General features: G+C 45.5%; 27 protein-coding genes and 2 tRNA genes. 4 read left to right on the plus strand and 25 right to left on the minus strand.

The features are described 5' to 3' along the window. Nucleotides 1-24 precede the first annotated feature (24 nt). The 14 genes from MHH89_RS14700 to MHH89_RS14765 all read right to left on the minus strand — a co-directional run bounded on the left by MHH89_RS14700 (nucleotide 25) and on the right by MHH89_RS14765 (nucleotide 6,903). Nucleotides 25-204: a hypothetical protein gene (locus MHH89_RS14700; protein WP_341087458.1), complete on the minus strand. Its 180-nt coding sequence runs from the start codon at nucleotides 202-204 to the stop codon at nucleotides 25-27. Next, nucleotides 201-908 carry an MBL fold metallo-hydrolase gene (locus MHH89_RS14705; protein WP_340033501.1) on the minus strand — a complete coding sequence of 236 codons (708 nt, stop codon included), beginning with the start codon at nucleotides 906-908 and terminating at the stop codon, nucleotides 201-203. Before MHH89_RS14705 ends, MHH89_RS14700 begins: the two co-directional genes overlap by 4 nt. Next, complete coding sequence (locus MHH89_RS14710) at nucleotides 908-1,858, minus strand: recombinase RecT (protein WP_340033502.1); 951 nt, start codon at nucleotides 1,856-1,858, stop codon at nucleotides 908-910. Before MHH89_RS14710 ends, MHH89_RS14705 begins: the two co-directional genes overlap by 1 nt. Continuing rightward, nucleotides 1,855-2,046: a hypothetical protein gene (locus MHH89_RS14715; RefSeq protein WP_340033504.1), complete on the minus strand. Its 192-nt coding sequence runs from the start codon at nucleotides 2,044-2,046 to the stop codon at nucleotides 1,855-1,857. Before MHH89_RS14715 ends, MHH89_RS14710 begins: the two co-directional genes overlap by 4 nt. Beyond that, entirely contained in the window at nucleotides 2,046-4,034 is a 1,989-nt protein-coding gene (locus tag MHH89_RS14720) for a hypothetical protein (RefSeq protein WP_340033506.1), read from the minus strand. The genes MHH89_RS14715 and MHH89_RS14720 overlap by 1 nt, the downstream gene beginning before the upstream one ends. Next, nucleotides 4,031-4,291, minus strand: a complete 261-nt coding sequence (locus MHH89_RS14725; RefSeq protein WP_076302483.1) for a hypothetical protein — start codon at nucleotides 4,289-4,291, stop codon at nucleotides 4,031-4,033. Before MHH89_RS14725 ends, MHH89_RS14720 begins: the two co-directional genes overlap by 4 nt. Nucleotides 4,292-4,390: 99 nt before the next feature. Further along, entirely contained in the window at nucleotides 4,391-4,627 is a 237-nt protein-coding gene (locus tag MHH89_RS14730; protein WP_076302482.1) for a hypothetical protein, read from the minus strand. A 117-nt stretch (nucleotides 4,628-4,744) separates the two neighbouring features. Beyond that, nucleotides 4,745-4,999 (minus strand): AbrB/MazE/SpoVT family DNA-binding domain-containing protein, encoded by a 255-nt coding sequence (locus MHH89_RS14735; protein WP_076302481.1) that lies wholly within the window; start codon nucleotides 4,997-4,999, stop codon nucleotides 4,745-4,747. 1 nt (nucleotide 5,000) lies between these two features. Then, nucleotides 5,001-5,273 (minus strand): hypothetical protein, encoded by a 273-nt coding sequence (locus MHH89_RS14740; RefSeq protein ID WP_076302480.1) that lies wholly within the window; start codon nucleotides 5,271-5,273, stop codon nucleotides 5,001-5,003. Then, nucleotides 5,270-5,542 (minus strand): hypothetical protein, encoded by a 273-nt coding sequence (locus tag MHH89_RS14745; RefSeq protein ID WP_076220922.1) that lies wholly within the window; start codon nucleotides 5,540-5,542, stop codon nucleotides 5,270-5,272. Before MHH89_RS14745 ends, MHH89_RS14740 begins: the two co-directional genes overlap by 4 nt. 9 nt (nucleotides 5,543-5,551) lie before the next feature. Then, entirely contained in the window at nucleotides 5,552-6,067 is a 516-nt protein-coding gene (locus MHH89_RS14750) for an XRE family transcriptional regulator (RefSeq protein ID WP_340033507.1), read from the minus strand. A gap of 128 nt (nucleotides 6,068-6,195) precedes the next feature. Beyond that, nucleotides 6,196-6,498: a hypothetical protein gene (locus tag MHH89_RS14755; protein WP_076220921.1), complete on the minus strand. Its 303-nt coding sequence runs from the start codon at nucleotides 6,496-6,498 to the stop codon at nucleotides 6,196-6,198. 12 nt (nucleotides 6,499-6,510) lie between these two features. Then, nucleotides 6,511-6,651 carry a hypothetical protein gene (locus tag MHH89_RS14760; protein ID WP_156417429.1) on the minus strand — a complete coding sequence of 47 codons (141 nt, stop codon included), beginning with the start codon at nucleotides 6,649-6,651 and terminating at the stop codon, nucleotides 6,511-6,513. Next, complete coding sequence (locus MHH89_RS14765; protein ID WP_340033508.1) at nucleotides 6,652-6,903, minus strand: helix-turn-helix domain-containing protein; 252 nt, start codon at nucleotides 6,901-6,903, stop codon at nucleotides 6,652-6,654. 166 nt (nucleotides 6,904-7,069) lie between these two features. On the opposite strand from MHH89_RS14765, the gene MHH89_RS14770 reads away from it, so the two are divergent. The 4 genes from MHH89_RS14770 (at nucleotide 7,070) to MHH89_RS14785 (ending at nucleotide 9,955) form a co-directional block, all read left to right on the plus strand. Continuing rightward, nucleotides 7,070-7,423, plus strand: a complete 354-nt coding sequence (locus tag MHH89_RS14770) for a helix-turn-helix domain-containing protein (protein ID WP_094878893.1) — start codon at nucleotides 7,070-7,072, stop codon at nucleotides 7,421-7,423. 40 nt (nucleotides 7,424-7,463) lie between these two features. Continuing rightward, nucleotides 7,464-7,805: a hypothetical protein gene (locus tag MHH89_RS14775; RefSeq protein ID WP_341087464.1), complete on the plus strand. Its 342-nt coding sequence runs from the start codon at nucleotides 7,464-7,466 to the stop codon at nucleotides 7,803-7,805. A gap of 87 nt (nucleotides 7,806-7,892) precedes the next feature. Beyond that, nucleotides 7,893-8,774, plus strand: coding sequence for an ImmA/IrrE family metallo-endopeptidase (locus MHH89_RS14780; protein ID WP_340033510.1), 882 nt, complete (start codon nucleotides 7,893-7,895; stop codon nucleotides 8,772-8,774). Between the two features lie 20 nt (nucleotides 8,775-8,794). Beyond that, nucleotides 8,795-9,955 (plus strand): site-specific integrase, encoded by a 1,161-nt coding sequence (locus MHH89_RS14785; protein ID WP_340033511.1) that lies wholly within the window; start codon nucleotides 8,795-8,797, stop codon nucleotides 9,953-9,955. A gap of 119 nt (nucleotides 9,956-10,074) precedes the next feature. Here the strand turns inward: MHH89_RS14785 and MHH89_RS14790 are convergent. From MHH89_RS14790 to pyrR, 11 genes are all read right to left on the minus strand, one after another. Beyond that, nucleotides 10,075-10,148: transfer RNA gene (locus MHH89_RS14790), tRNA-Ile, on the minus strand. A 44-nt stretch (nucleotides 10,149-10,192) separates the two neighbouring features. Continuing rightward, nucleotides 10,193-10,269, minus strand: a tRNA-Met gene (locus MHH89_RS14795). Nucleotides 10,270-10,351: 82 nt separating this feature from the next. Further along, a complete protein-coding gene (locus MHH89_RS14800; protein ID WP_167347621.1) occupies nucleotides 10,352-10,516 on the minus strand; it encodes a hypothetical protein in 165 nt (54 codons plus the stop codon). 112 nt (nucleotides 10,517-10,628) lie between these two features. Continuing rightward, complete coding sequence (locus MHH89_RS14805) at nucleotides 10,629-12,116, minus strand: ABC transporter substrate-binding protein (protein WP_341087466.1); 1,488 nt, start codon at nucleotides 12,114-12,116, stop codon at nucleotides 10,629-10,631. Nucleotides 12,117-13,405: 1,289 nt separating this feature from the next. Further along, complete coding sequence (gene pyrE, locus MHH89_RS14810; RefSeq protein ID WP_076128834.1) at nucleotides 13,406-14,044, minus strand: orotate phosphoribosyltransferase; 639 nt, start codon at nucleotides 14,042-14,044, stop codon at nucleotides 13,406-13,408. Next, nucleotides 14,041-14,787, minus strand: a complete 747-nt coding sequence (pyrF, locus tag MHH89_RS14815; protein ID WP_076146022.1) for an orotidine-5'-phosphate decarboxylase — start codon at nucleotides 14,785-14,787, stop codon at nucleotides 14,041-14,043. The genes pyrE and pyrF overlap by 4 nt, the downstream gene beginning before the upstream one ends. Nucleotides 14,788-14,898: 111 nt before the next feature. Continuing rightward, nucleotides 14,899-18,126 (minus strand): carbamoyl-phosphate synthase large subunit, encoded by a 3,228-nt coding sequence (carB, locus tag MHH89_RS14820; protein ID WP_076185242.1) that lies wholly within the window; start codon nucleotides 18,124-18,126, stop codon nucleotides 14,899-14,901. Between the two features lies 1 nt (nucleotide 18,127). After that, entirely contained in the window at nucleotides 18,128-19,309 is a 1,182-nt protein-coding gene (gene carA / locus MHH89_RS14825) for a glutamine-hydrolyzing carbamoyl-phosphate synthase small subunit (protein ID WP_051491286.1), read from the minus strand. A 115-nt stretch (nucleotides 19,310-19,424) separates the two neighbouring features. Continuing rightward, a complete protein-coding gene (locus MHH89_RS14830; RefSeq protein ID WP_076276759.1) occupies nucleotides 19,425-20,708 on the minus strand; it encodes a dihydroorotase in 1,284 nt (427 codons plus the stop codon). Nucleotides 20,709-20,817: 109 nt separating this feature from the next. After that, nucleotides 20,818-21,723 (minus strand): aspartate carbamoyltransferase catalytic subunit, encoded by a 906-nt coding sequence (locus MHH89_RS14835; protein ID WP_341087467.1) that lies wholly within the window; start codon nucleotides 21,721-21,723, stop codon nucleotides 20,818-20,820. Nucleotides 21,724-21,727: 4 nt separating this feature from the next. Beyond that, entirely contained in the window at nucleotides 21,728-22,291 is a 564-nt protein-coding gene (gene pyrR, locus MHH89_RS14840; RefSeq protein WP_036683379.1) for a bifunctional pyr operon transcriptional regulator/uracil phosphoribosyltransferase PyrR, read from the minus strand. Between the last annotated feature and the right edge of the window lie 359 nt (nucleotides 22,292-22,650).

Below are 22,650 nucleotides of genomic sequence, written 5' to 3' on the forward strand. Positions count from 1 at the left end.
ATCATCCCCTATAAATCATTCATATCAATCTCTATCATCCTGGAGGTAAACGATCGGGTATTTCACCCGCTTCACCGTCCAGCCTGGGTAAGCTCGAGCGAAGTATTCTCGTGTCTCCCGCTTAAACTCTTCTTGATCTACCTTCATTAGCTTCCAGATCCTCTCCCCCATCATGCTCTGCATCATAGGTTTATCGTTGATCATCGATCTGCCACCCTAACAAGAGCTCCGGTAGTCTCCTGAATCTCTCGTTTGAAGCGTTCGGCGTCACTATTACCATCAGATAGATGCAGTAACCAAATCTCCTCAACATTACGGGTATCATTGGCTTTCAAGAATTCTTTCACATTCTCCAATCCGAAGTGAGAACGAAGCAGCCGTTTCTTTTGAGCAGGATGCAAGTGACCCGCAGCCACCCGCTTGTTAACGATATCTAAGGAATAATTGCACTCCACCATGATGTGAGTAAGGTCTTTGAAGCGATGTCGGCAATAGTAGGTATCAGTCAGGAAAACTAGTTTATCTCCCTCTGGATTGGCTAGCAGGAAACCTAACGGCTCCTCCACATCATGCTGAATATCAAACGGTAGAATTGTCCAAGTACCGATTGTGAACTGCTCTAACGCCTTTATGACCTTCAGACGATGTCCTGATAACCCTCTAGCAGTTGCCGTACCTGCGCTGGTGTAAATGTTTATACCTGCTCGCATGATGTCAGGAGCAGCCTTGCTATGGTCCAGATGCTCGTGTGTAATGAGGCAACCGGCAATGTCTGACATTCTAAAATTAAGCGCCCGCTGTATCGACTTATAAGGAAAACCGGCTTCCAGCAGAAGTACGGTATGCCCGTCATATATGCGATAGGCATTACCGGCGCTGCTAGAGCCGAAACATTGGATATCAATCATCAGAACTGCATCTCTTGTTCAAGAGGAGGGACATCATCAGCAAAATTGTTAAGATCATTACCAGCTTGAGCCTTATTTCCTGTCGGTTGTCTTTTGGTCTCAGTAGTTTTTGACTTCTCTGCTGTTGGAGCTTCAGTAGCCTTTTTATCAGCTGCTGCTCCAGGTGTGATATCAATAATCTTTCCGTTCGCATGTTCTGCAATCTCTGCTTTGACTTCTTCAGGTGTCACATCGACACGGTCGTCATACTCGTTTTCTGTCGACCGATTAATAGCATCGACCAGCAAGTCGCTGTCGTCACTGGTGTTGATATAAGCCTTGGCCGCACGGTTTATAACAGTCCGTTTTGCCATTTCTTGCGGGAATTTTTTATGGACAGATTGACTTGTTTTGCTCTGACTCCACGATGCATCAACTTCCTTTTTTGTCATGATGGTAAGGATTTCTTCATCATCAACCGACTTCACGACGGCATACACACCTAGAATTTCATTGTCTCTATTTTCAAAATTGGTTTCGTGCTTGACCAATTTTTCACGTCCGCCATTCACTGCATATTCAAAAACATCGCCCTTATAAATCACGTTTGCCCAAATATCTTTGACGTTGGACAAACGTTTCAGCACAGCTTGTGTCCCAAAGTAGGAACGGTTAAGCTGAAGCTTGCTGCCATACACAATGAAATAGCACTGTGTTTTGGCCGGGCTTAGACCTTGCACAACCATATCCAGCAGTGCATTTGCGACAGATTCCCGCGAGCATACCTCCAACGCAGGCTTACCATTCTTATCCTGTACCTCCTGGAGCTTGAAGAAGGCGCTTTTTAGCGCATTGCTCGCATTGTAATTTGGAGGCAAGATTAACCCATCATCCTGCAAACGTGTAAGGCTCCGATTAACATCATCGGTGATGTCCTTTTGAATAATTGCCACTTGATTACCTGCACTCATTCCTCTTCCTCCTCCTTAGCAAAATGACCATTGAAATACTGACTATTTTTCCTGATGTGATGATCGACTCCCAATTGAGATCCGGTAATGATCATCTCGATGCTATCCTCGTAATATGGCTTAATAGTTTGACCAGCGAATAATCCATTCGAAGGATCAGAAGCAGTAACTTTATAAGTGGTGCTCATTAGATCGCCTCCTGTATGGCTGCCGTCTCAATGCGCAGCTTCTTATCTGCTTCACTAACGACTAATCGGATTACCTGAGCATCAGTTCCGATCAGCTGCGTCACTGCTTCGGCATTATCTACGAAGATTGGAGCAGAGAATCCGTAATGCTCACCTAGCGTATTGATGATGTCCAAACCGACATTGATACGAGCCGCATTGTTGAGTCCACCATCATAAGGGACTCCCTTATAAAGCGTGTCGCAGACTTCCTTGATCCCGCCGTTGATTTGATCCTCAAAGAGTCGAAACCGTGCGAGCTTGAATTTGCTGTTGATCTTGGCATCCAGCATGCTGACCTTCGTCTTAGTGAATTCCTCGCAGAGGAACAGTTCATGCTGCAAGCGTTCGTACTCTGCTGCAAGTTCCCGCTCCTGTTTCTCTAGCTCCGTCACACGCAGCTGCGCTCGGCGTACACCATCGAATTTAGCGAGATCGCGTTCCATTTCTTCTATCTCAGCACGTTGCCGGCGAATCTCGGAACGGGCAGTTGCAGCAGCATCTTCACCTGAAGTTCTCAATACTTCAATCTGTTGTTTAACTTGAGTAGCTTCGGCAAGCTTACTCGCATATTCCGGATCAGAGGTAGGATCTTTAACACCTGCTCGAAGAACAGTTAGCTGATCATCAGCAGATGCGACCTCAGCCTGCAGGGTTTTCAAGGTACTGGTCAAACCTTCGATTTCTTCACGTAGCCGAATAATTTCCTGCTCGAATTTCTGAGCTTCAGCCACCGCTGCTTTTCCGGAATTATTGATACGCTCCTTACGCTCCGCTAGTCGACGATTAAATTCAGCATCTGCTTTGTCGTGAGCTACCTTAATTTGATCTTCTGGAAGTGACTGACCACAGGCTGGGCAATTGGCATCATAATCTTCAGGATGTTCGAAGGTAAGACTCTTCAGCTCAGCAAATTCTGTTCTCAAGCGATCTGCTTCTTGCCGACGATCAGTAACTAAGCGCTCATTCTGCTTGATACGTTGCTCCTTGTCCTCTACTGTACGGCGGTACTTATCCAACTCGTTATGCATCCGGTTCACTTCATCACGTTTGAGAGCCAACTTATCCAACAAATTGGATTGCATACGACTCTTGATATCGATCAGCTCGCCTTCAATTTCACGAAGCCGCTTTTCCTTAACTGCCACTTCCCCGCCAGAAAGGAAGCGGGACAATTCTGCCTCGCTGGATTCAACCCGGCGGCGAAGCATTGCGATATCTTCCTTTTGGAGCTCTTCATCCAGCTCCACAACATCCGGCATTTGACGCTGCACTTCACTGATCCGCACTGGCAGCTCCTTGATCTCCTTATTAATCACAGTGCATCGAGAAAAGATAACCTTTTTATGTGACTCAAGGTCGCGATCTCCCAGGATACCTGGTAATGAAGCAAGTTCCTTGTTACCGTGAATGACCTCGGCGTCCGTAAGATCACCGCATACCTCCAGTAATGTCTTTCGGCGCTCTTCTTTCTTTAGCTGTTCATTGAAGTAAGAAGGTGAAGTCAATAGTTTGAATAAATCCTCTTTGATAATGGAATCGACTTCGGCGGTGTACTCTCCCTTTTTCACAGGAACACCATCAAGGAAGTAGTTCGTTTCATGCCCTTCGAAGGCGTCCGTCGCGGAACCGCGCTTCTTAGTCCACTTCTCGGAGAAGACACGGCGGAAAGTACGGCGGCGTCCATCGATCAGGAAAACTCCCTCGACCTCGTGTTCCAACTTGTGCTGAAGAACCTTCCCCTCTCCATCCAAACCCTTAATCTCGAAGTCAGCCTTGTTCTGGCTGTCCTTACCGAACAAGAGCCAGACAAAGCCGTCGAACATAGTGGTCTTCCCAGTAGCATTGTCACCATAGACATCAGCGTCCCCGCCATTAGCGGCGAGGACAAGTTCTTTAATACCTTTGAAATTACGGAGCGTCAAGCGCTCCAAAACGATACGTTTCAAGCGATTCCCTCCTCGATTGCTGCATTACATTCAGCATGTAAGATCATTTGTTGATCAGGTGTTTCTGAGTAACGAATACTTTTCAGATAAGTCCGAATGGCATATTCGACTTCAGCTAATTGATCCGGATCAGCGTGCAGCTGAAAGGTTCCAGATTGCTGCCGAATTGAAAGAACCGAAGGCGTATAGTGTGTTGGAGGCTGAATTTCAACCTCAATACGCTGACCACTAATGTCAGCAGAAAAGGCAGTTAACATTACTTTCACTCCCTCTTGTGTAGTGCGCCCCCACCTGCTAAGATGGAGGCAAGTGAATAATTAAGTTTTCAATGAACAGTGATAGCCCATGCCAGTGGGCTATTTTTCGTTGTCGTGTTCAGCAATTTGCTTGTAATCCACAATTACAGGAGCGTTCTCGACACTGGCTATCATGTGGCCATCTTCGTCCAGAACGACATACTCAGAATGAATATGGTCCTCATACTCAGAACCAACCTGCTTAATTTCAATTACTTCATGGCTATCAATCTCGGTTCCAACTTCAAATACTCGTGTTGGATTACTAACCACTGTTAACTTTTGAATGACTTGCATAAGCTGCCTCCTTCCATATGTATTGATGCGTCAGCCGCATCTCCAAACGCCAACCCGGAGGAAAGGTTATTTCTAAGGGTCGACGCTTGGAGACAGGGGCCGAAGCCCTTGCTTTTCTTACTTAATTCCTGCCGCAACAGCCATTTGCTGAATAATTGCGCGGCTGTACAGTTTCCCTTCGAACGGAACCAAATCTTCCTGGCTACCAGTGATCGCACAGCCCGGCGCATACTTGCGGAAGATGATCTTGTCGTCGTCAACAAAGATCTCTACAGGGTCTTTGATTTCCAGATTCATCGTTCTACGCAGTTCAATCGGGATAACAATCCGTCCAAGCTCGTCAATTTTGCGTACAATTCCAGTAGATTTCATATTATTTAGCCTCCATAGGATTTATTTTTTGGTAGTGTTCTTTAAAAGTGTTCTGAATCTCAGAAGGTAGATTTTCGGTGACTTCCTTCCAAGAATCAAAAGCGGCCTGAGCGATGTCTCGCTTCCGCTCCAGTTCTAGCACCTCAAACCGGATGGATGCTGGGGAGTAAAGCGATTCTCGAAACCGTCTCTCTGCAACGAGTCTTTCATCCCCCACTTGTTTAAAGCGTTCAGCCAGAGCTTGACCGAAGCTTCTTATCTGCTGTTCTGTCACACAGCCCCCTCCTTGCGCTTTTGACGCTTCGAGGTTAAAATGGACACCAAGAGATTCTCTAACCGAGATTTCAAACCAAGTGACTGCCCTGCCAGGCGGTCATTTTTTATTTCTACTTCTGCAACGCGTATCATATTGTTCAAATAGCTCTCCGCATCCTCAATCCTTCCAGGTAGCATCACACTCGGGTTCTTACGGATCATCTGCAAGTTATGTGTTGCATGTTGACCCGCTTCTCTTGCCTCAGCAACCAATTGTTCTCTTTCCAAAGCGCTCCCTCATTTCAAATATTTTTTTGCTTTCAGCTCAGCTCGATGCTCTTTCCAAGTTCCCAACCAACTAAAGGAATACTCTTTACATATCACTGCAACCAGATGAGTCAGGGCCGTGATAGCTTCCACCGATTCCATAAGCAGTTGCTTTATTTGATGCCGCTCTGCATCCGTTATTTGTTCATTTGTTTTACTGATTGGAGCTTGCCCAGAGGCTTCAAGCACTTCTTGCATTTCTTCGATCGTTTTGAATAAAACGCTTGCTCTATGTAGGTCTACGTTGTCTAACCATGGGGCAAACGCCCCACCAGTTACATCTGCAGCAGCTGCTAGTGAGAGTTGCCCATCATCGTAATGTTCAATTACTGCTCTCATGACCGGTTTGGATGCTTTTCGAGTTCCCCTTGCAATTTTCCCTATTAAGGAAGCATCAGCATGAACGATAAGCCCTGCTTTTTCTCTGGTATCACCTGAGACCTTTAATGCTTGCTCTAATGCTGGTCCGAATTGTCCGATTGCCAACTTTTGATCCTCTCCTTTGTCCGTTTTATGGGATGCTATCGGACAGAGGCCTGATGTATGATGTTGTTAAGCAATTCCCCTTGCCGAATCCCCCACCCGCCGTAGCCGGTACAGCTTGGCGGGTTTCCTCATTCATAACGCTCTGTTTTTAACCAGTGGTACAGATCCGATTTAAGAACAGTTACTGCCTCGCCCTTCTTCCTATTCCGATTCAAATGTGGAAAGGTAGGATGATTGGTAAGCTCTTGAACTTTTGGAGCGCTCATTCTCAGTAACTTCATAATATGAGCTGGTCGGAGCACTTCTGGATATTCTCCATTCAACCGTAGTTCCGCAAGCTGCATTTCCAATTTTTCATTCTGCTCGGCAAGATCAGCCGCCAGGCGGAGGGCTTCCGCGAAGGTCGCTGGTGTTTTTACAGCCTTAGCCATGACGGTACCTCCTTACTTAACTTTGATTAACACATAACGAGAATAGCCTTGGCCATGCTCCCGGTAATCGAGAAGCCAACCTTCATTGATCAGCCGGTTAACTTCCTCAGACTTTCTTGTTTCCTTCACTTCACGAATATCTTGAATTTCCAATCAGATCACCTCCTTCTTTTGATCCGAAATTACCAAATCGGCAATTTCATCCTCAAAAAAAAGCTCATCTATTTCAACCCCTAAAATCTTAGCTACTTTTGCAAGTGTTTCTGCTGGAAACTTCCCACGACCAATCTCCAAGTAATAATAACCATTTGCACTTTCATAACCTAATCGGATAGCCATTTCTTCTAAAGAAAATCCTTTACTTTTCCGCAAATTTTTTATCTTTTTCAAATCAACTCTTCTCATTCCACCACCTCCAAGTTACCGATTCGGTAATTTATGTTTTGATTATAAATTACCAAAAAGGTAATGTCAATAATATTATTACCAATATGGCAATTTTATTTATTTACCAATATGGTAATGCTATTATTGTATTAAAGTTGAATCTATTTTTTAGGAAGGAGTTTCTATGCAAACCCTTGGCGGAAGAATTAAGAACCTTAGAGAAAAAAAGAACATCAAGCAAAAAGACTTGGCACAGCTTAGCGGACTCACAATCGTTCAGTTATCACGATATGAAACTGATGATAGAAAGCCAGATCCGGAAGCATTAAAAAATATTGCCGATGCTCTTGATACATCTGTAGATTATCTTCTTGGAAGAACTAACGATCCGTCACCTGTTCGCAAAGAAACTAACATGTCTTTTTATGGTGGTCCGGATAAATATACTCCAGACGAAATAGAAGAAATGGAAGCAGCTCTCTTACGTTATAGAGAGATGAAGAAACGCGCAGCTGAACAATCCAATCAAAAATTATAAGCAAATCCTCCAACCGATGGGGAGTATTCCAGGTGATCATGTGCAAAATGAAGTTAGACGAGGAGTTAATCAAGAAAAGCAAAGCGAAGAAGGTGCAAACTGGTTTTTTGCAGAAATATTCATTATTTCAGTGGTTTCTGGCTTTTACTTCTCTTCATGGTGGGTTTTTGGTGGAATATTAATAGGCTCAATCCTACTTGCCGTTAATAAAAAAACTAGACTTGCTTTATTGATATTATTAACTTTTGGCTGTGGCACTGTAGGTTGGATCATAGGGTCGTGGTTTGATAGTTCGGGTGCTTCTATCGTTCTTGCAATTTTTAGCCTATTGATATCTGGAGGCTATCACATCTGGGCCAATCGTTGGATGGAGGATAATTAATCATCTAGTTCAAATTAAACAAAGCCAGCAATGGCTTTTCTTTTCACAACAAAATAGAACATATGTACGTAAATCGGGGGCCATTATATGAATTATTCCAACTATTTCAAAACTCCTCTGGAACAATGGATTGAAGAACAATACAGATCAAACGGTGTTTTTACCCCTAATGATCTAGATATAGACAAGATCGCACTAAGCTTCGGGGTAGATATTGTTTATTATGACAAAAGAACATTTAGTGAAAATGAAGAAAGAGTCATTTTTTTAGACAACCGCAATGATCGTACAGAACAGCGTAAGGTTTTTTTTCATGAGCTTTGTCATGTAATTCGTCACTCAGGTGATCAACGCTGGATGCCAGATTTGTTTCGTGAAGCTCAAGAGATTGATGCTGACCGTTTTGCGTTATACGCCACGATCCCATTCTTTATGCTTGAGCAGATAACACTTCCCTTTCACAGGAGTGAAGCCATTAGCTTACTCGCTTTAGAATTCCATGCCTATCCAGAATTAGTTGAGTTGCGTCTCAAACAAGTGGAAGATCGAATAAACCATTCGGAGTTCATGTCAACCTTTACATACACCAACCAGATTACGTCTAGTCTTGAAACCACAATCCACGAATCCCCTGTTTCAGGCCTCGACTACCTTCAGGAGCCCCGTATTCATTCATTGTATGGTCTAGAAGACTTCTCTCGCCCACAAGCCTTAGTCATTGAGCAGCGTCAGGGTTTCAATTGGAACAAGCCACTGGACCTTAATGTCGAGCGAAACTATAAACTACATAGTTCGTCATTCCACCGTTCTCGACATGATGCTACCGTTCTGCCTGGAGACCTCTCCCTGCTTCCGAATCGTAAAGGGTATGTGACCATCAACTTATCTCGAGTGGCCTGGCGTCATGGCCAGGGCGTAACACGGTTGATTCTCCCTATGGATGCAATTGATGACGCTATAAATTTCTAGTTACGAAGGGATTGATGATTATGAAAGGCCATGTATACCTGAGGGGTAGAACATACACCTATGTCTTCGATTTGCCAGCAGATCCGTTGACAGGTGAAAGGAGCCAAAAATCAAAAGGTGGATTTAAAACCGAAAAAGAAGCATGGAGTGCATGCAGAAAAGCAATGACTGATGCTGAAAAAGGATTGGATCTAAAACAGTCTAAGATTACATTAGCAGAGTATTTGGTGGAATATTTGGAGACACATGCTAAACCCAACTTCAAACCAACCTCATATGACACAGAGAAAACCATAATTGAAGCCCGCATTATACCGGCACTAGGCAAAGTAAAGCTTCAGGCTCTCACCCCACGAACGATTAAGAGCTTCTATGCAGACCTTCGGAAGAAGTATTCGAAGGACTATGTAAAGAATATCCATGGTGTGCTGAAACGCGCTCTCAGACTTGCATACTCTGAATCTGGCCTATTGGCAGAAGATATAATGAGTAAAGTATCTATGCGGAGTAAGATAAACGCGAACGAGCAAAAGGAGATGCAGTTCTGGACCATAGAGGAATTCACCCAGTTCCTTAATTCATCCAAGTATCATGTTCATTATATTGTGTTTTCATTGGCAATTTATACTGGAATGAGACGCGGTGAAATCCTTGGACTTCGCTGGGGTGATATCGACTTTGAAAAGAAAGAACTCAAGGTGATCCAGACGGCCAACTGGACACGTGATGGTTTAGTCATTCAACGTCCCAAGACGAATGATTCCATACGACGGGTAAAACTTTTTCAGAATATTATTGATGACCTTAAGGAACGCTACAAGCAAATCGAGGCTTATAAAAAAGAATATGGAGACTCATATGAGGATAATGACTTAGTATGTTGCTACCCTGGCGGAGGTTATATAAAGCCAAAAAGAATTACTGAAGGTATGGACGTACTTGTACGTAAAGCAGGTGTCAAAAAAATTAGGTTCCACGACCAGCGACATACACATGCATCATTCTTATTGGCGATCGGAATAAATCCAAAGGTAGCTGCTGAACGACTGGGTATGACTCCAGCGATGTTCAACGAACGATACTCACACCTACTCCCAATCATGCAGGAAGAGGCCGTTGACAAAATTGAAGCAGAACTGAATAAATACGCTGAAAAACAGCTCGAAACTGCTGAAAAATAATTCCCGTTAGCAAATCCGTTAGCAAGCTCAAAATCCTGGTCTTTATCCATTCTATTTTCTTAATATTACAAAGCCTATAGACAGCAAAAAACCCTTACAAAGTAAGGGTTTTTGATAAGTGGGCCCTGAGGGACTCGAACCCCCGACCAATCGGTTATGAGCCGACCGCTCTAACCAACTGAGCTAAGGGCCCGGATCTAAAAATATCCGAATGTACAATTGCTGTTGTAATAAAATTGGTTGCGGGGGCAGGATTTGAACCTGCGACCTTCGGGTTATGAGCCCGACGAGCTACCGGGCTGCTCCACCCCGCGTCAGAAATAATATTCAAACAGCGACAATAAATAATATACAGTACAAAATGGGTCTACGTCAAGGATGAATTTGTAAAAGTTCTCAAGGCAAAAATCTAACCCCATATCTTCCTTTGCGGGATCGATAAATCTCCACAAAACTTGGGTCATGATAGCCATAAATCCAGCCATCTTGCTCCAGTCTTTTTGCCAAACAGCCTGCTTGAAATCTCGTTCTGAACAGTTTCGCGAAGTATATCCAATTCATGATGCCCTCTTCTCCTTTTCGCAAATTAATCTTACGCTGCTCTGAACTTATCATGCCCAAGTTCCACAAAATAAGCCACCGGAAATCCGGTGGCTTCTACATATTCCAAAACTCAATCCCCTATGGAGTCAAAATAATATGTGGGATCTTTTTCGAGCGTACCCAGCATCGTATTCCCTTGCTTCTCCCAAGCTTTAAGTGCACTCTCGACCGTTCTCTTGCCCTGATAAACTTCTGTGAACAGTTGACGCCCAACATCGTTAATACGGCTAATTCCAGGCTTCTGTGTTTGTAGGACGTTCATCAAAGGATCATTGGCTGGTAATGGTTTAAGCGTATAGAAGGACTCCAGATTTACTGAAGGTACTTTCGTGGTAATGTAATCCTTACGGGAAGTTAGTTCCCCGCGGGTATGGGCTTTAATTTTAGCTACTTCATTACTGTTGACGAATTTGATCAAATCCCACGCATCTTCCTTATTAGCAGCCATAGTGTTGATAGCCATCATATTACCTACCCAAGTACCTACAGCCACTCCTGGTTTCTCCTTAAAAGTAGGTACGGTAACGAAACCCCAATCGACAGGATTATAATTTTTGATCTTTGCTGCATTGCGGCTCACACCTGCAAGCTCATTAAGATAATCGTATTCTCCAATTACCATTGCAGCTTTTCCGGTAAGGAAGAGATCCCCTTGGACAGGACTATAGGTACTCCGTTCTGTTTCTATAAAATCCATACCGTTTAACCCAGGTGTAATTTGCTTTTTCACCAATTGGCTGTAGGTCGTCCAAGCTTGACTCCACTGTGTTTGGTTTACCTCCATCTTATGTCCCTTGTTGTCATACATAGCAAGCTCCAGCGGTGAGACATAGGTCTGCATATCCCAGAAAGGATCGCTCATATAACGGTTCATTGAAAAGCCATATATACGCTTATCTTTATTTGTCGATTTCTTGGTCACCTTTTCGGCCAGCGCGAACACTTCATCCCAAGTCATTCCATCTGTCGGATAACCTACACCAGCAGCATCAAAAATACCTTTGTTAAAATATAACGCACTCGACATAAAAGTCGGCGCTAACGCGTAAAGACTTCCTCCACCCAGCTCACGAACTCCACTTAGCATCGTAGGCGCCATATTGCTTAAATCATATTGATCTCGTGCGATAAGCGGCTCCAGCGGTTGCACCAGATTATGTTCCACCAAACTCTTCACCAATGTACTATCACCGACGATTACATCAACTGGCTCTGCACCGCCCATAATTGCTCGGATATTCTCCAGATTATCTGGGTTAACCTCTGGATAGGTGCTGTCAAAACGAAGCTCATTCATATTGATGGCTGGAATAATCTCAAGTTTGATTTCAGGATGCTGCAATTCATACATATCTGTAAACTGCTGACGAAAAGAAGAATCGTCCTCTCCAGACCAGAGGCTGCCAATACGTAACACGCGCTGTTCTGTAGATGGCTTAGAAGCCTCCGCCCAGGCTGTGTGCCTGCTTTCAGAAATTAAAGGTAATAGGAGTGCTGCACATATTCCAAAGCTTAACCAGCGCCACCATAGCCTTCTATTATTATTTATATGATTCATTCTTGAACCCTCCCATAAAATACTCAATCCATCCACCTAATGAATAATTACCCATAATTCTAGTAACAGTATATAGCCTTATTCAGGAGGGGAAGTTACAGGCTGTTTAAAGTTATGCTACGATTTCTTCATATTATTTCTATAAAAAACGTTCCGGGAGTTTCCTGAGGATACTGAAATGCCTTTCTGCGGCAGGATAATTGCACTTTGTGCAACTATTAAAACGGAGTGTGTTGTATTTCTCCTTTTAATTGCACTATGTGCAGTTAAAAAACGTTATTAGGTGCTTTCGGCGGATTTCTGGCGGATGTAATTGTACAAAGTACAACTATATCGCCAGATCCTCTAAGGAAGGTTAGTTTAAATGCACAAACTGCAACTATTCGGCGTGTGTGACGACATTGCGATAGCATCCCCGGGTGTCAGAGCGTTCAGAGCGTAGAGCGACAGCGCATAGCAGCAGAGTTTCAGAGCTTTCAGAGCGTAGAGCGATAGCGCATAGCAGCAGAGTATCAGAATCCAGAGTGTCAGAAACGCAATATACCAGAGCGACAGAGCGCAGGTCAGCCAAGTGTCACAACGTGAATGTAAATGTGAATGTAAATACAAACACAAAAACCCGACTCTCCACTCTACTTTTCCTTTTACCAATACAGCATTCGCCTTCCCTACTAACTAACCTACTGACTAACCTGCTACATTTCATGTGACCGGCACAAATCGCCCCTTCTACGCAGGATAATTGCACTTTGTGCAACTATTAAAGCGGAGTGTGTTGTGCTTCTCCTTTTAATTGCACTATGTGCAGTTAAAAAACGTTATTAGGTGCTTTCGGCGGATTTCTGGCGGATGTAATTGCACAAAGTGCAACTATATCGACAGATCCTCTAAGGAAGATTAGTTTAAGTGCACAAACTGCAACTATTCGGCGTTTGAGACGACATTGCGATGGCATCCCCGGGTGTCAGAGCGTTCAGAGCGTAGAGCGACAGCGCATAGCAGCAGAGTGTCAGAGCGTTAGCGCATAGCAGCAGAGTATCAGAGTGTTCAGAGCCAGAGCGTATAGCGATAGCGCATAGCAGTAGAGTTTCAGAATCCCGAATGCCAGAGTTTACACCTGCCGCGGCTGGATCATTGCATCTTTCTGCAATAAATAACAACGTACTTCATGCACCTATACAGCAGAATGCGCTTTAAGCTTTCCTTTTTATTACACTCAGTGTAGTTAAAAAGAAAAGCCTCCCACCAAAATGTGAGAGGCCCGTCCAAACTATAATCAGATATTTAGTTTAAACGCCAAATGCGGAAGGATCTTTTCTCCAAGATTTCAGCAGTTCCACATCTGTAGCTGCGATCTTGCCTTGTGTAAGAGCCACATCAATCAATGTGCTGTAGTTGGATAAGCTTTGTAATGGCATTTCAGCTGCGGCAAAAGCATCCACCGCACGGTCCAGCTCGTAGCTGAAGATTGCCAATACAGCCAACGCTTCTGCGCCTGCTTCTTGCACAGCTTGAGCTGCTTTGATGGAGCTTCCGCCAGTGGAGATCAGGTCTTCGATAACGACTACCTTTTGCCCCGGCTTAATCAGTCCTTCGATCTGGTTCTGCTTGCCGTGACCTTTAGCTTTATCGCGGATATAAGCCATTGGCAGATTAAGTTTATCAGCTACCCAAGCTGCGTGAGGAATGCCTGCGGTTGCTGTACCTGCGATCACCTCTGCGTCTGGATACTGGCTTTTAATAAGCTCAGCGAAGGCATCAGCAATATAGTTACGTACCTCTGGGTAAGCCATAGTCAGACGGTTATCGCAATAGATCGGGGATTTAATACCAGAGGTCCAGGTAAAAGGCTCCTGCGGACGCAGTGCCACTGCTCCTATCGTAAGCAGATAACTTGCTACTTGTTCACTTCTATTTAATGTACTCATGCTAGGGTCATCTCCTCAATAATATTTAGTGCTGCTTGACGTGGATCAGCCGCAGTTGTAACAGGACGGCCTACCACCAGAAAGTGGCTGCCTTGCTGAATGGCTTTGCCCGGCGTCATCACCCGGGACTGGTCACCTAGGGATGCACCTGCTGGCCGGATACCAGGTGTAACTGTACAAAATGCGGGCCCACAAGCCTCTGCGATCGCTGAAGACTCTTGCGGTGAAGCCACCACTCCATCCAGACCTGCAGCGGCTGCCAGCTTAGCGTATCTGACTACAGTATCTGCTACGTCTCCTGCGATTCCAATTTCGTTATTCATCACTTCTTGGCTCGTGCTGGTCAGCTGTGTAACTGCAATAATCAAAGGCATTTTAAGCGCAGCATTCGCATTAACTACTGAAGCAGCGCCTTCCCGGGCTGCAGCCATCATCGCTGAGCCTCCTGCGGCATGTACGTTAAACATATCCACACCGAGGTTCGTAAGGCTTTCTGCCCCGCCTTTTACCGTGTTAGGAATATCATGCATTTTGACATCTGCAAATACAGAATACCCCCGAGATTTCAGTTCATTAATGAATTCCGGTCCGGCTGCATAAAAAAGCTGCATTCCCACTTTCATATAACAAGGAATCCCTTCCAGCTTGTCAATCAAGGTTCTTGCCCCTGCAACATCAGGGTAATCTAAGGCGATCATCAAGCGATTCGCCATTTCATTCCACTTTGCATCTCCCTGTCCCATAACCGTTCTCCCATCCAGTGCAGACTTAAATCCACACTCTTCATTTATTAGCCCCTAGGCATAGCGGAACGGTCTGCGTAAACGCAAACCGCCCTATACATCTTTATGAGATTAGTTTAATTGACCGACAAAAGCAGGCATGGACTGTGACGAGAAGTTGATCGTCTGCAGCATTCTGAGCAGTGCCGTTACTGTATCGAGTGATGTCATACATACGACGCCATTCTCAACCGCTTCACGACGGATACGGAATCCATCACGCTCTGGTGTTTTCCCTTTAGTCAGTGTATTAAAGACGAAGTTGGCTTGCCCACCACGAATCAAGTCGAGAATGTTCGGCGCACCTTCATCCAGCTTGTTTACGTTCATTACGTTGAGACCTGCTTCTTCAAGCGCTTGAGCGGTGCCTCCGGTAGCAATGATCTTGTAACCCAGCGAGTGGAAGCCTTTCATAAGCTCTACAGCTTCTGCTTTATCTTTATCTGCCACTGTAACGATGATAGCGCCGGTTGCTGGAATTTTCATTCCTGCTCCGATTAGACCTTTATACAAAGCTTTTGCATACAATTTATCGCGGCCCATAACTTCACCCGTCGATTTCATTTCAGGTCCGAGCGTTGGTTCTACTCTACGCAGCTTGGCAAAAGAGAACACCGGCACTTTAACCGATACATAATCACTTTCCGGCCATAGACCTTCTGTATAACCGTCATCTTTCAGCTTGCCGCCGAGAATGATTTTGGTTGCCAGATGCGCCATTGGAATTCCAGTTACTTTACTCAAGAATGGAACCGTACGCGATGAACGTGGATTTACTTCAATTACGTACACTTCATTTTGATAGATTACGAACTGGATGTTGACCAGACCAATCGTTTTCAATTCCTTAGCAATCTTGATTGTGATCTCAGCAATTTTTGCTTTCAGACCTTCATCCAGATATTGCGGAGGATATACAGCGATGGAGTCACCGGAGTGAACACCGGCACGCTCAACATGCTCCATGATCCCTGGAATAACTACCGTCTCACCGTCACAAATTGCGTCTACCTCAACCTCTTTACCTAACATGTAACGGTCAATCAATACCGGATGCTCCGGATTTACCTTAACCGCTTCTACCATGTAGCTAAGCAATTCCGCATCATTATATACAATTTCCATTGCGCGTCCACCCAGTACATAGGAAGGACGTACCAACACCGGATATCCAAGCGATTGTGCAGTTTCTACTGCTTGATCTACGTTGATAACCGTCTTTCCTTTTGGTTGGGCAATATCCAGACGAGCCAACAAAGCTTCGAATTTCTTCCGGTCTTCAGCTTCGTCAATACTGTCTAGGCTAGTTCCGAGAATCTTAACGCCAGCCGCACTTAGTGGTGCAGCAAGGTTAATGGCTGTTTGGCCTCCGAACTGTACGATAACCCCAATCGGATTCTCTTGCGCAATTACGTTCATTACATCTTCAAAGAACAAGGGTTCAAAATACAACCGGTCCGAAGTATTAAAGTCGGTAGATACAGTCTCAGGGTTATTATTGATAATAACCGCTTCATAACCTGCCTTCTGAATCGCCCACACCGCATGCACAGTGGAGTAATCGAACTCAATCCCTTGGCCGATCCGGATTGGACCCGATCCAAGCACGATAACCTTTTGTTTATCGGAATGAATGACCTCATTTTCAGTCTCATAAGTAGAGTAGTAGTAAGGTGTAGAAGCTTCGAACTCAGCTGCACAGGTATCTACCATTTTGAATACAGGCGTTAATCCTCGCTCTAAACGAAGCGCGCGTACATCAGCTTCTTTGGTGTATTTACCGTTCGCTTGTCCTTCTGCACGTATCTCAGCAATCGCGCGGTCTGTAAAACCTCTGCGTTTAGCTTGATACAAGGTTTCTTCTGATAAGCTTTCATCCCCACGGATGACCTCTTCAAAGTTGATCAGTCCCTCGATTTTGGACAGGAACCACCAGTCTACGTTAGTAATGTCTTGAATCTCTTGCAAGCCAAATCCGCGGCGGAAAGCTTCAGCGATCAAGAACAACCGCTCATCATCAGGTTTTGCCAGACGTTCACGCAGGACGCTTTCTTCCAGATCCTCAGCGCCCGGCAGACGGAAACGGTGTACACCGATTTCCAGGGAACGAATTGCTTTATGAATGGACTCTTCAAAGGTACGACCGATGGCCATAACTTCTCCAGTTGCTTTCATTTGTGTGCCCAGCTTACGGTTCGCATGAATGAACTTGTCGAACGGCCAGCGTGGGATTTTGCTTACGATATAGTCAAGTGTAGGCTCGAAGCAAGCATAGGTCTGTCCAGTAACTGGATTGACGATTTCATCGAGTGTGTAACCAAGTGCGATTTTGGCAGCCATTTTGGCAATCGGATAACCAGTTGCTTTCGAAGCCAAAGCCGAAGAGCGGCTGACACGTGGATTTACTTCGATTACATAATATTGATAGCTTTGCGGATCCAGTGCGAACTGCACGTTGCAGCCACCCTCGATATTCAGCGCACGAATGATTTTGAGTGAAGCGCTGCGCAGCATTTGATATTCACGATCGGATAACGTTTGGCTAGGTGCCACAACGATACTATCACCCGTATGCACACCTACCGGATCAAAGTTCTCCATGTTGCAGACAACGATACAGTTGTCATTCGCATCACGCATAACCTCGTATTCAACTTCCTTCATGCCGGCAATACTTTTCTCCACCAAACATTGTCCAATTGGACTATAACGAATACCTGCTTTGACAGTCTCAAGCAGCTCTTCTTCGTTGTCGCAGATCCCGCCGCCGGTGCCGCCAAGCGTATAGGCTGGGCGTACAATCAGTGGGAAACCAATTTCCTCAGCGAATTTCATCGCTTCATCTACTGTGGTAATAATAGTGCTCTCTGGTACAGGCTGTTCCAATTCGCGCATCAAATCGCGGAACAAATCGCGATCCTCTGCTTTTTCAATGGATTCAAGCTGGGTACCTAGAAGCTTAACATTCTCTTGTTCTAGTACTCCTGCACGAGCCAATTCTACAGCCATATTAAGACCTGTCTGTCCTCCCAAAGTTGGCAACAAGCCATCCGGGCGCTCCTGGCGGATGATGCCAGTTACGAATTCAAGGGTAATCGGCTCGATATAAACTTTATCAGCCATATTGGTGTCAGTCATGATAGTCGCTGGGTTACTGTTGATCAGCACAACTTCCACGCCTTCTTCTTTCAGGGCCTGACAGGCCTGAGTTCCGGCGTAGTCAAATTCTGCGGCTTGCCCGATAACAATCGGTCCAGAACCAATTACTAATATTTTTTTAAGCTTTTCATTCTTAGGCATGTTATAGAGCTCCTTTCACGGCTTCAAGCTGTTTTACTGTAGGTTTTGGCGCCGTGATTCTGGCGTTTGCCGCAAGCTGCGCCTGGCGCGAGCTTACAGGTGTGTTAGCTTTATGGTCAGCGATCATCTGTAAGAAACGATCGAATAAATAGCTGCTGTCATGAGGTCCCGGTGCTGCTTCTGGATGGTACTGTACTGAAAATGCAGGGTAACGGGTATGTTTAAGTCCTTCAACGGTCTTATCATTATTATTAATGTGAGTAACTTCTAGATCCGTGCTCTTCACAGAATCTTCATTCACTGTGTAGCCATGGTTCTGAGAAGTAATGAAGCAACGTCCGCTCTCCAATTCTTTAACCGGATGGTTACCGCCACGGTGCCCGAATTTCAGCTTCTCTGTATCCGCGCCACAAGCCAGTGCAAACAGCTGGTGACCTAAGCAGATGCCGAAGATTGGGTATTCACCAAGCAATTCCGAGATCGTCTTCACTGCGTGTGGAACATCTTTCGGGTCCCCAGGGCCGTTGGACAGCTGGATACCATCTGGATTGAGGCGACGAATCTCATCAGCGGTTACGTCATGAGGTACAACTACAACATCACAACCGCGATTGTTCAACTCGCGCAAGATGCCAGCCTTCGCCCCGTAATCTACCAAGACGATGCGCTCTTTGGTTCCTGGACTATTGTACATGCTTGGAGTAGATGTGCGAGCTACCTGATTGCGCAATTCTTCAATTGAGGTGTCGCCCATCATTTCCATCAATTCCTCTACACGTTTGTTAGAGGTAGTCAGGATCGCCTTCATTGTTCCGTAGTGGCGAATAATCCGCGTCAACATCCGGGTATCAATCTCGCTGATTCCAGGAATATCATATTCTTTCAGCAGGTCGTCCACACTGTATTCTGCGCGCCAGTTACTTGGAACTTCTTCATGACGACGCACTACAAAACCGTGTACGAAAGGTCGAACAGATTCGAAATCATCCCGCGTAATCCCGTAGTTCCCGATCAATGGGTACGTCATGGTAACGATTTGTCCGCAATATGAAGGGTCAGACAGCACCTCTTGATATCCTGTAATTCCTGTGTTAAAAACAACCTCGCCTGTCTTTTCACCTTCAGCGCCAAATGCGGTACCTGTAAATAAAGTTCCGTCTTGAAGCAGCAATCTCGCCTGCATTCCCTTCCACTCCTTCATGTTCTGTAGTCTGATACGTATGCCTTGCATGCCTTCCGGAGTGTACGCGCTCAAATTGCTGATCTGTAAAGATCAGCAATTTCGCCTCACCAGTCCGCTAGTTTTTCTCAGTCCATACGGCTTTGCCGTCCACCCAAGTTTTTACTGGCCAACCCTTAAGCTTCCAGCCGCCAAAAGGAGTGTTACGTCCTTTGCTTGCGAAGGAACTTGGGTCTACTTCTTTTTCCTGCTCCAGATCGATCAGTGTCAAATCTGCAGGAGCTCCGATCTCCATAACCCCGGTGTTCAATCTGAATACCCGTGCAGGATCGGCAGTCATTCTTTGTACTAGTAAGGATAAATCCCATTTTCCTGTTTCTACAAATGATGTGTATAAGAGTGGGAAAGCTGTCTCGAATCCAACGATACCAAAAGGTGCCAGCTGCATTCCTTTCGCCTTCTCTTCTTCACTATGTGGCGCATGATCTGTAACAATCATATCTAGTGTGCCATCAAGCAACCCTTCGATACACGCTTCAACATCGCGGCGGGAGCGCAGCGGCGGGTTCATTTTCCAATTGGCATCCAGGCCTGGAATATCGTCTTCAGCAAGAAGCAAGTGATGCGGACATACCTCAGCAGTTACTTTAATGCCGATCTCTTTTGCTTGGCGAATCAGCCGCACCGACTGTTCAGTACTGACATGGCATACATGGTAATGAACGCCTGTCGCTTCTGCCAGCAAAATATCGCGTCCAACATGGATCGCTTCTGACTCATTCGGAATTCCTTTGAGGCCATGCTTCTTAGCGAACTCACCTTCAGCTACACAGCAGCCTTCAACCAGTGAATTATCTTCGCAGTGGGCAATGACTGGCATATCGAGCGATGCTGCGATGTTCATTGCATCTTTCATCATTTGAGCACTTTGTACGCCCACACCGTCGTCTGTATAACCAATAGCTCCAGCTTCTTTGAGCGCTGCAAAATCCGTCAACTCACGTCCGAGCTCATTTTTCGTAATGGCTGCATAAGGAAGCACTTTAACTAGTCCTGCTTCACGCGCCTTGTCTTTCACAAATTGCACGATCTCCGGGCTATCTGTCACCGGACGAGTATTTGGCATACATGCAATGGTTGTAAATCCGCCTTTAGCAGCTGAGCGACTTCCGGTTTCCACTGTTTCCTTGTGTTCAAATCCCGGTTCACGCAAGTGCACATGCATATCAATGAGTCCCGGAATGAGCAGCTTACCTTCAGCATCAATGATCTCCGTGGCTTCTCCGATAGCTTCATTTCCGTCGATTATAGCCGAGATCACACCCTCCTGAAGTTCGATGTGTTTGCGCTCAAGCAAGCCTTCCTTATTCAATACGCTGGCGTTTCTAATAATCACTGTCATGATTCTACCTTTACCCTCAGATCACAGCTGCGGGCCCTCTCGTTATTATATAATAAAAATTCATATTTGTGTATATTTATTAGTCTCTATACGTTAGCATTCTGTAAGCTTATAGTAAAGCTCTTTCGAGAACCGCCATCCGGACCGGTACGCCATTAGACATTTGCGGGAAAATCCGCGATTGACTGCACTCAACTACTGCATCATCAATCTCTAGATTCCGGTTAACCGGAGCTGGATGCATAATGATTGTGTCTTTGGCCAGCTTAGCTGCCCGCTCTTCTGTTAGACCATAGTGGCTACGGTAATCTTCAGCAGACAGCTTAATGCCGGAAGTATGGCGCTCGAGCTGTACTCGAAGCATCATTACTACATCCGCTTTAAGAGCTTCTTCCATAGTTACGTAAGGCGCATACTCCATAATCTCAGGAGCCTTCATATTATCCGGTGCGCAGAACTGCACCTTGGCTCCCATTTTCGTAAGCCCCCAGAGATTAGAGCGCGCTACGCGGCTATGCATAATGTCCCCAATGATGGAGACTGTCAGGCCCTTTAGTTCCCCAAAGGTTTTGGTCATGGTGTATAAATCAAGCAGCGCCTGCGTAGGATGTTCATTGTTGCCGTCGCCCGCATTGATAAGCGGTATGGACACCTTCTCAGCTAACTGCTGCAGCACACCTGCAGGCTTCAAACGCACAACTCCGGCATCGATCCCCATCGATTCCAGTGTGCGCACTGTATCGTAGATCGACTCCCCTTTTTCTACACTAGAAGCTGCAGCCGTAAAATTAAGTACTTGCGCACCTAGTCGTTTCTCTGCCATCTCGAAAGAGAAGCGTGTGCGTGTGCTGTTCTCAAAAAACATGTTAGAAATAAAATGGGAGTTCAAGATGGGCGTTAGCTTTTCACTTTGATTGTCCCAAAATGCTGTTCTGTCAAGCAGTTGGATAATTTCCGACCGGTCAAGCTCTTTGATTCCCAGCAGACTACGTTCCTTTACCTTGGTAAGTGTCATGATGTTATCGTTCCTCCCGGTTTGAAATAATGTAGACCTCATCTTTGCCGTCGTATTCCTTCAGCGCCACTTCAATCTGCTCGTGCTTTGAGGTAGGTACATTCTTACCGATGTAGTCCGGCCGGATCGGCAGCTCGCGGTGTCCGCGGTCAGCCAGTACTGCCAGTTGAATCATTCGTGGGCGTCCGCAATCCATCAAAGCGTCCATCGCCGCGCGGATGGTGCGTCCGGTGTAAAGTACATCATCGAACAAAATGACTTTCTGATCATGGATGCCAGCACTTCCTGAAGTAATAACGACGTTGCTCTTCACTACTGCTTCACTGCCTTCCACTTCACGGTCATCCCGGTAATGTGTGATATCCAGCTCACCGTATGGAATCTCGACACCTTCAATCTCCTTGATGCGCTCAGCGATACGCTGTGCCAGATACACACCTCGTGTCCGAATGCCGACCAGCAGACAATTCTCGATACCTTTGTTCTTCTCCAAAATCTCATGAGCAATACGCGATAAGGCCCGGCGGATCGCCGTTTCATCCATAATGACATTTTTCTCAGTAACCATAATCTTGTCACCCTCCAGCTTGTTCGCCTATTCAAGTTCCCGGAAATCAAAAAACTCCTTGCCTATAACAGGCAAGGAGTGAAATCCGCAGATGAGGAAGATGACGGCCGCGCGCATAAAAAGACAGTTCCGTATTTACACACGGATACCTTTCTAAGAGTCGCGAACCTCGATTCACGTTACCTTGCCAGCCTCACAGGACTGAATTAAAGGCGCTATTCATTTAACAAGAATTATGACAGAACAACCCCCTCATGTCAACTTTCTCTGCCTAAACTTTTGCACTTCTCTTCCTTACTTCTATTAACAACAAGGGGGAGGCGGTACTCAGTATATCTGCATAAAAAACGAGGCTGGTC

The organism is Paenibacillus sp. FSL H7-0323 (genome assembly GCF_038002725.1).
GTDB classification, from domain to species: Bacteria; Bacillota; Bacilli; order Paenibacillales; family Paenibacillaceae; genus Paenibacillus_AQ; species Paenibacillus_AQ odorifer.

Coding starts and splice junctions, on each gene's coding strand:
- MHH89_RS14700 (WP_341087458.1), bottom strand. CDS start 204: ATGATCAACGATAAACCTATGATGCAGAGCATGATGGGGGAGAGGATC.
- MHH89_RS14705 (WP_340033501.1), bottom strand. CDS start 908: ATGATTGATATCCAATGTTTCGGCTCTAGCAGCGCCGGTAATGCCTAT.
- MHH89_RS14710 (WP_340033502.1), bottom strand. CDS start 1,858: ATGAGTGCAGGTAATCAAGTGGCAATTATTCAAAAGGACATCACCGAT.
- MHH89_RS14715 (WP_340033504.1), bottom strand. CDS start 2,046: ATGAGCACCACTTATAAAGTTACTGCTTCTGATCCTTCGAATGGATTA.
- MHH89_RS14725 (WP_076302483.1), bottom strand. CDS start 4,291: ATGTTAACTGCCTTTTCTGCTGACATTAGTGGTCAGCGTATTGAGGTT.
- MHH89_RS14730 (WP_076302482.1), bottom strand. CDS start 4,627: ATGCAAGTCATTCAAAAGTTAACAGTGGTTAGTAATCCAACACGAGTA.
- MHH89_RS14735 (WP_076302481.1), bottom strand. CDS start 4,999: ATGAAATCTACTGGAATTGTACGCAAAATTGACGAGCTTGGACGGATT.
- MHH89_RS14755 (WP_076220921.1), bottom strand. CDS start 6,498: ATGGCTAAGGCTGTAAAAACACCAGCGACCTTCGCGGAAGCCCTCCGC.
- MHH89_RS14765 (WP_340033508.1), bottom strand. CDS start 6,903: ATGAGAAGAGTTGATTTGAAAAAGATAAAAAATTTGCGGAAAAGTAAA.
- MHH89_RS14770 (WP_094878893.1), top strand. CDS start 7,070: ATGCAAACCCTTGGCGGAAGAATTAAGAACCTTAGAGAAAAAAAGAAC.
- MHH89_RS14780 (WP_340033510.1), top strand. CDS start 7,893: ATGAATTATTCCAACTATTTCAAAACTCCTCTGGAACAATGGATTGAA.
- MHH89_RS14785 (WP_340033511.1), top strand. CDS start 8,795: ATGAAAGGCCATGTATACCTGAGGGGTAGAACATACACCTATGTCTTC.
- MHH89_RS14800 (WP_167347621.1), bottom strand. CDS start 10,516: ATGAATTGGATATACTTCGCGAAACTGTTCAGAACGAGATTTCAAGCA.
- MHH89_RS14805 (WP_341087466.1), bottom strand. CDS start 12,116: ATGAATCATATAAATAATAATAGAAGGCTATGGTGGCGCTGGTTAAGC.
- pyrE (WP_076128834.1), bottom strand. CDS start 14,044: ATGAGTACATTAAATAGAAGTGAACAAGTAGCAAGTTATCTGCTTACG.
- pyrF (WP_076146022.1), bottom strand. CDS start 14,787: ATGGGACAGGGAGATGCAAAGTGGAATGAAATGGCGAATCGCTTGATG.
- carB (WP_076185242.1), bottom strand. CDS start 18,126: ATGCCTAAGAATGAAAAGCTTAAAAAAATATTAGTAATTGGTTCTGGA.
- carA (WP_051491286.1), bottom strand. CDS start 19,309: ATGCAGGCGAGATTGCTGCTTCAAGACGGAACTTTATTTACAGGTACC.
- MHH89_RS14830 (WP_076276759.1), bottom strand. CDS start 20,708: ATGACAGTGATTATTAGAAACGCCAGCGTATTGAATAAGGAAGGCTTG.
- MHH89_RS14835 (WP_341087467.1), bottom strand. CDS start 21,723: ATGACACTTACCAAGGTAAAGGAACGTAGTCTGCTGGGAATCAAAGAG.
- pyrR (WP_036683379.1), bottom strand. CDS start 22,291: ATGGTTACTGAGAAAAATGTCATTATGGATGAAACGGCGATCCGCCGG.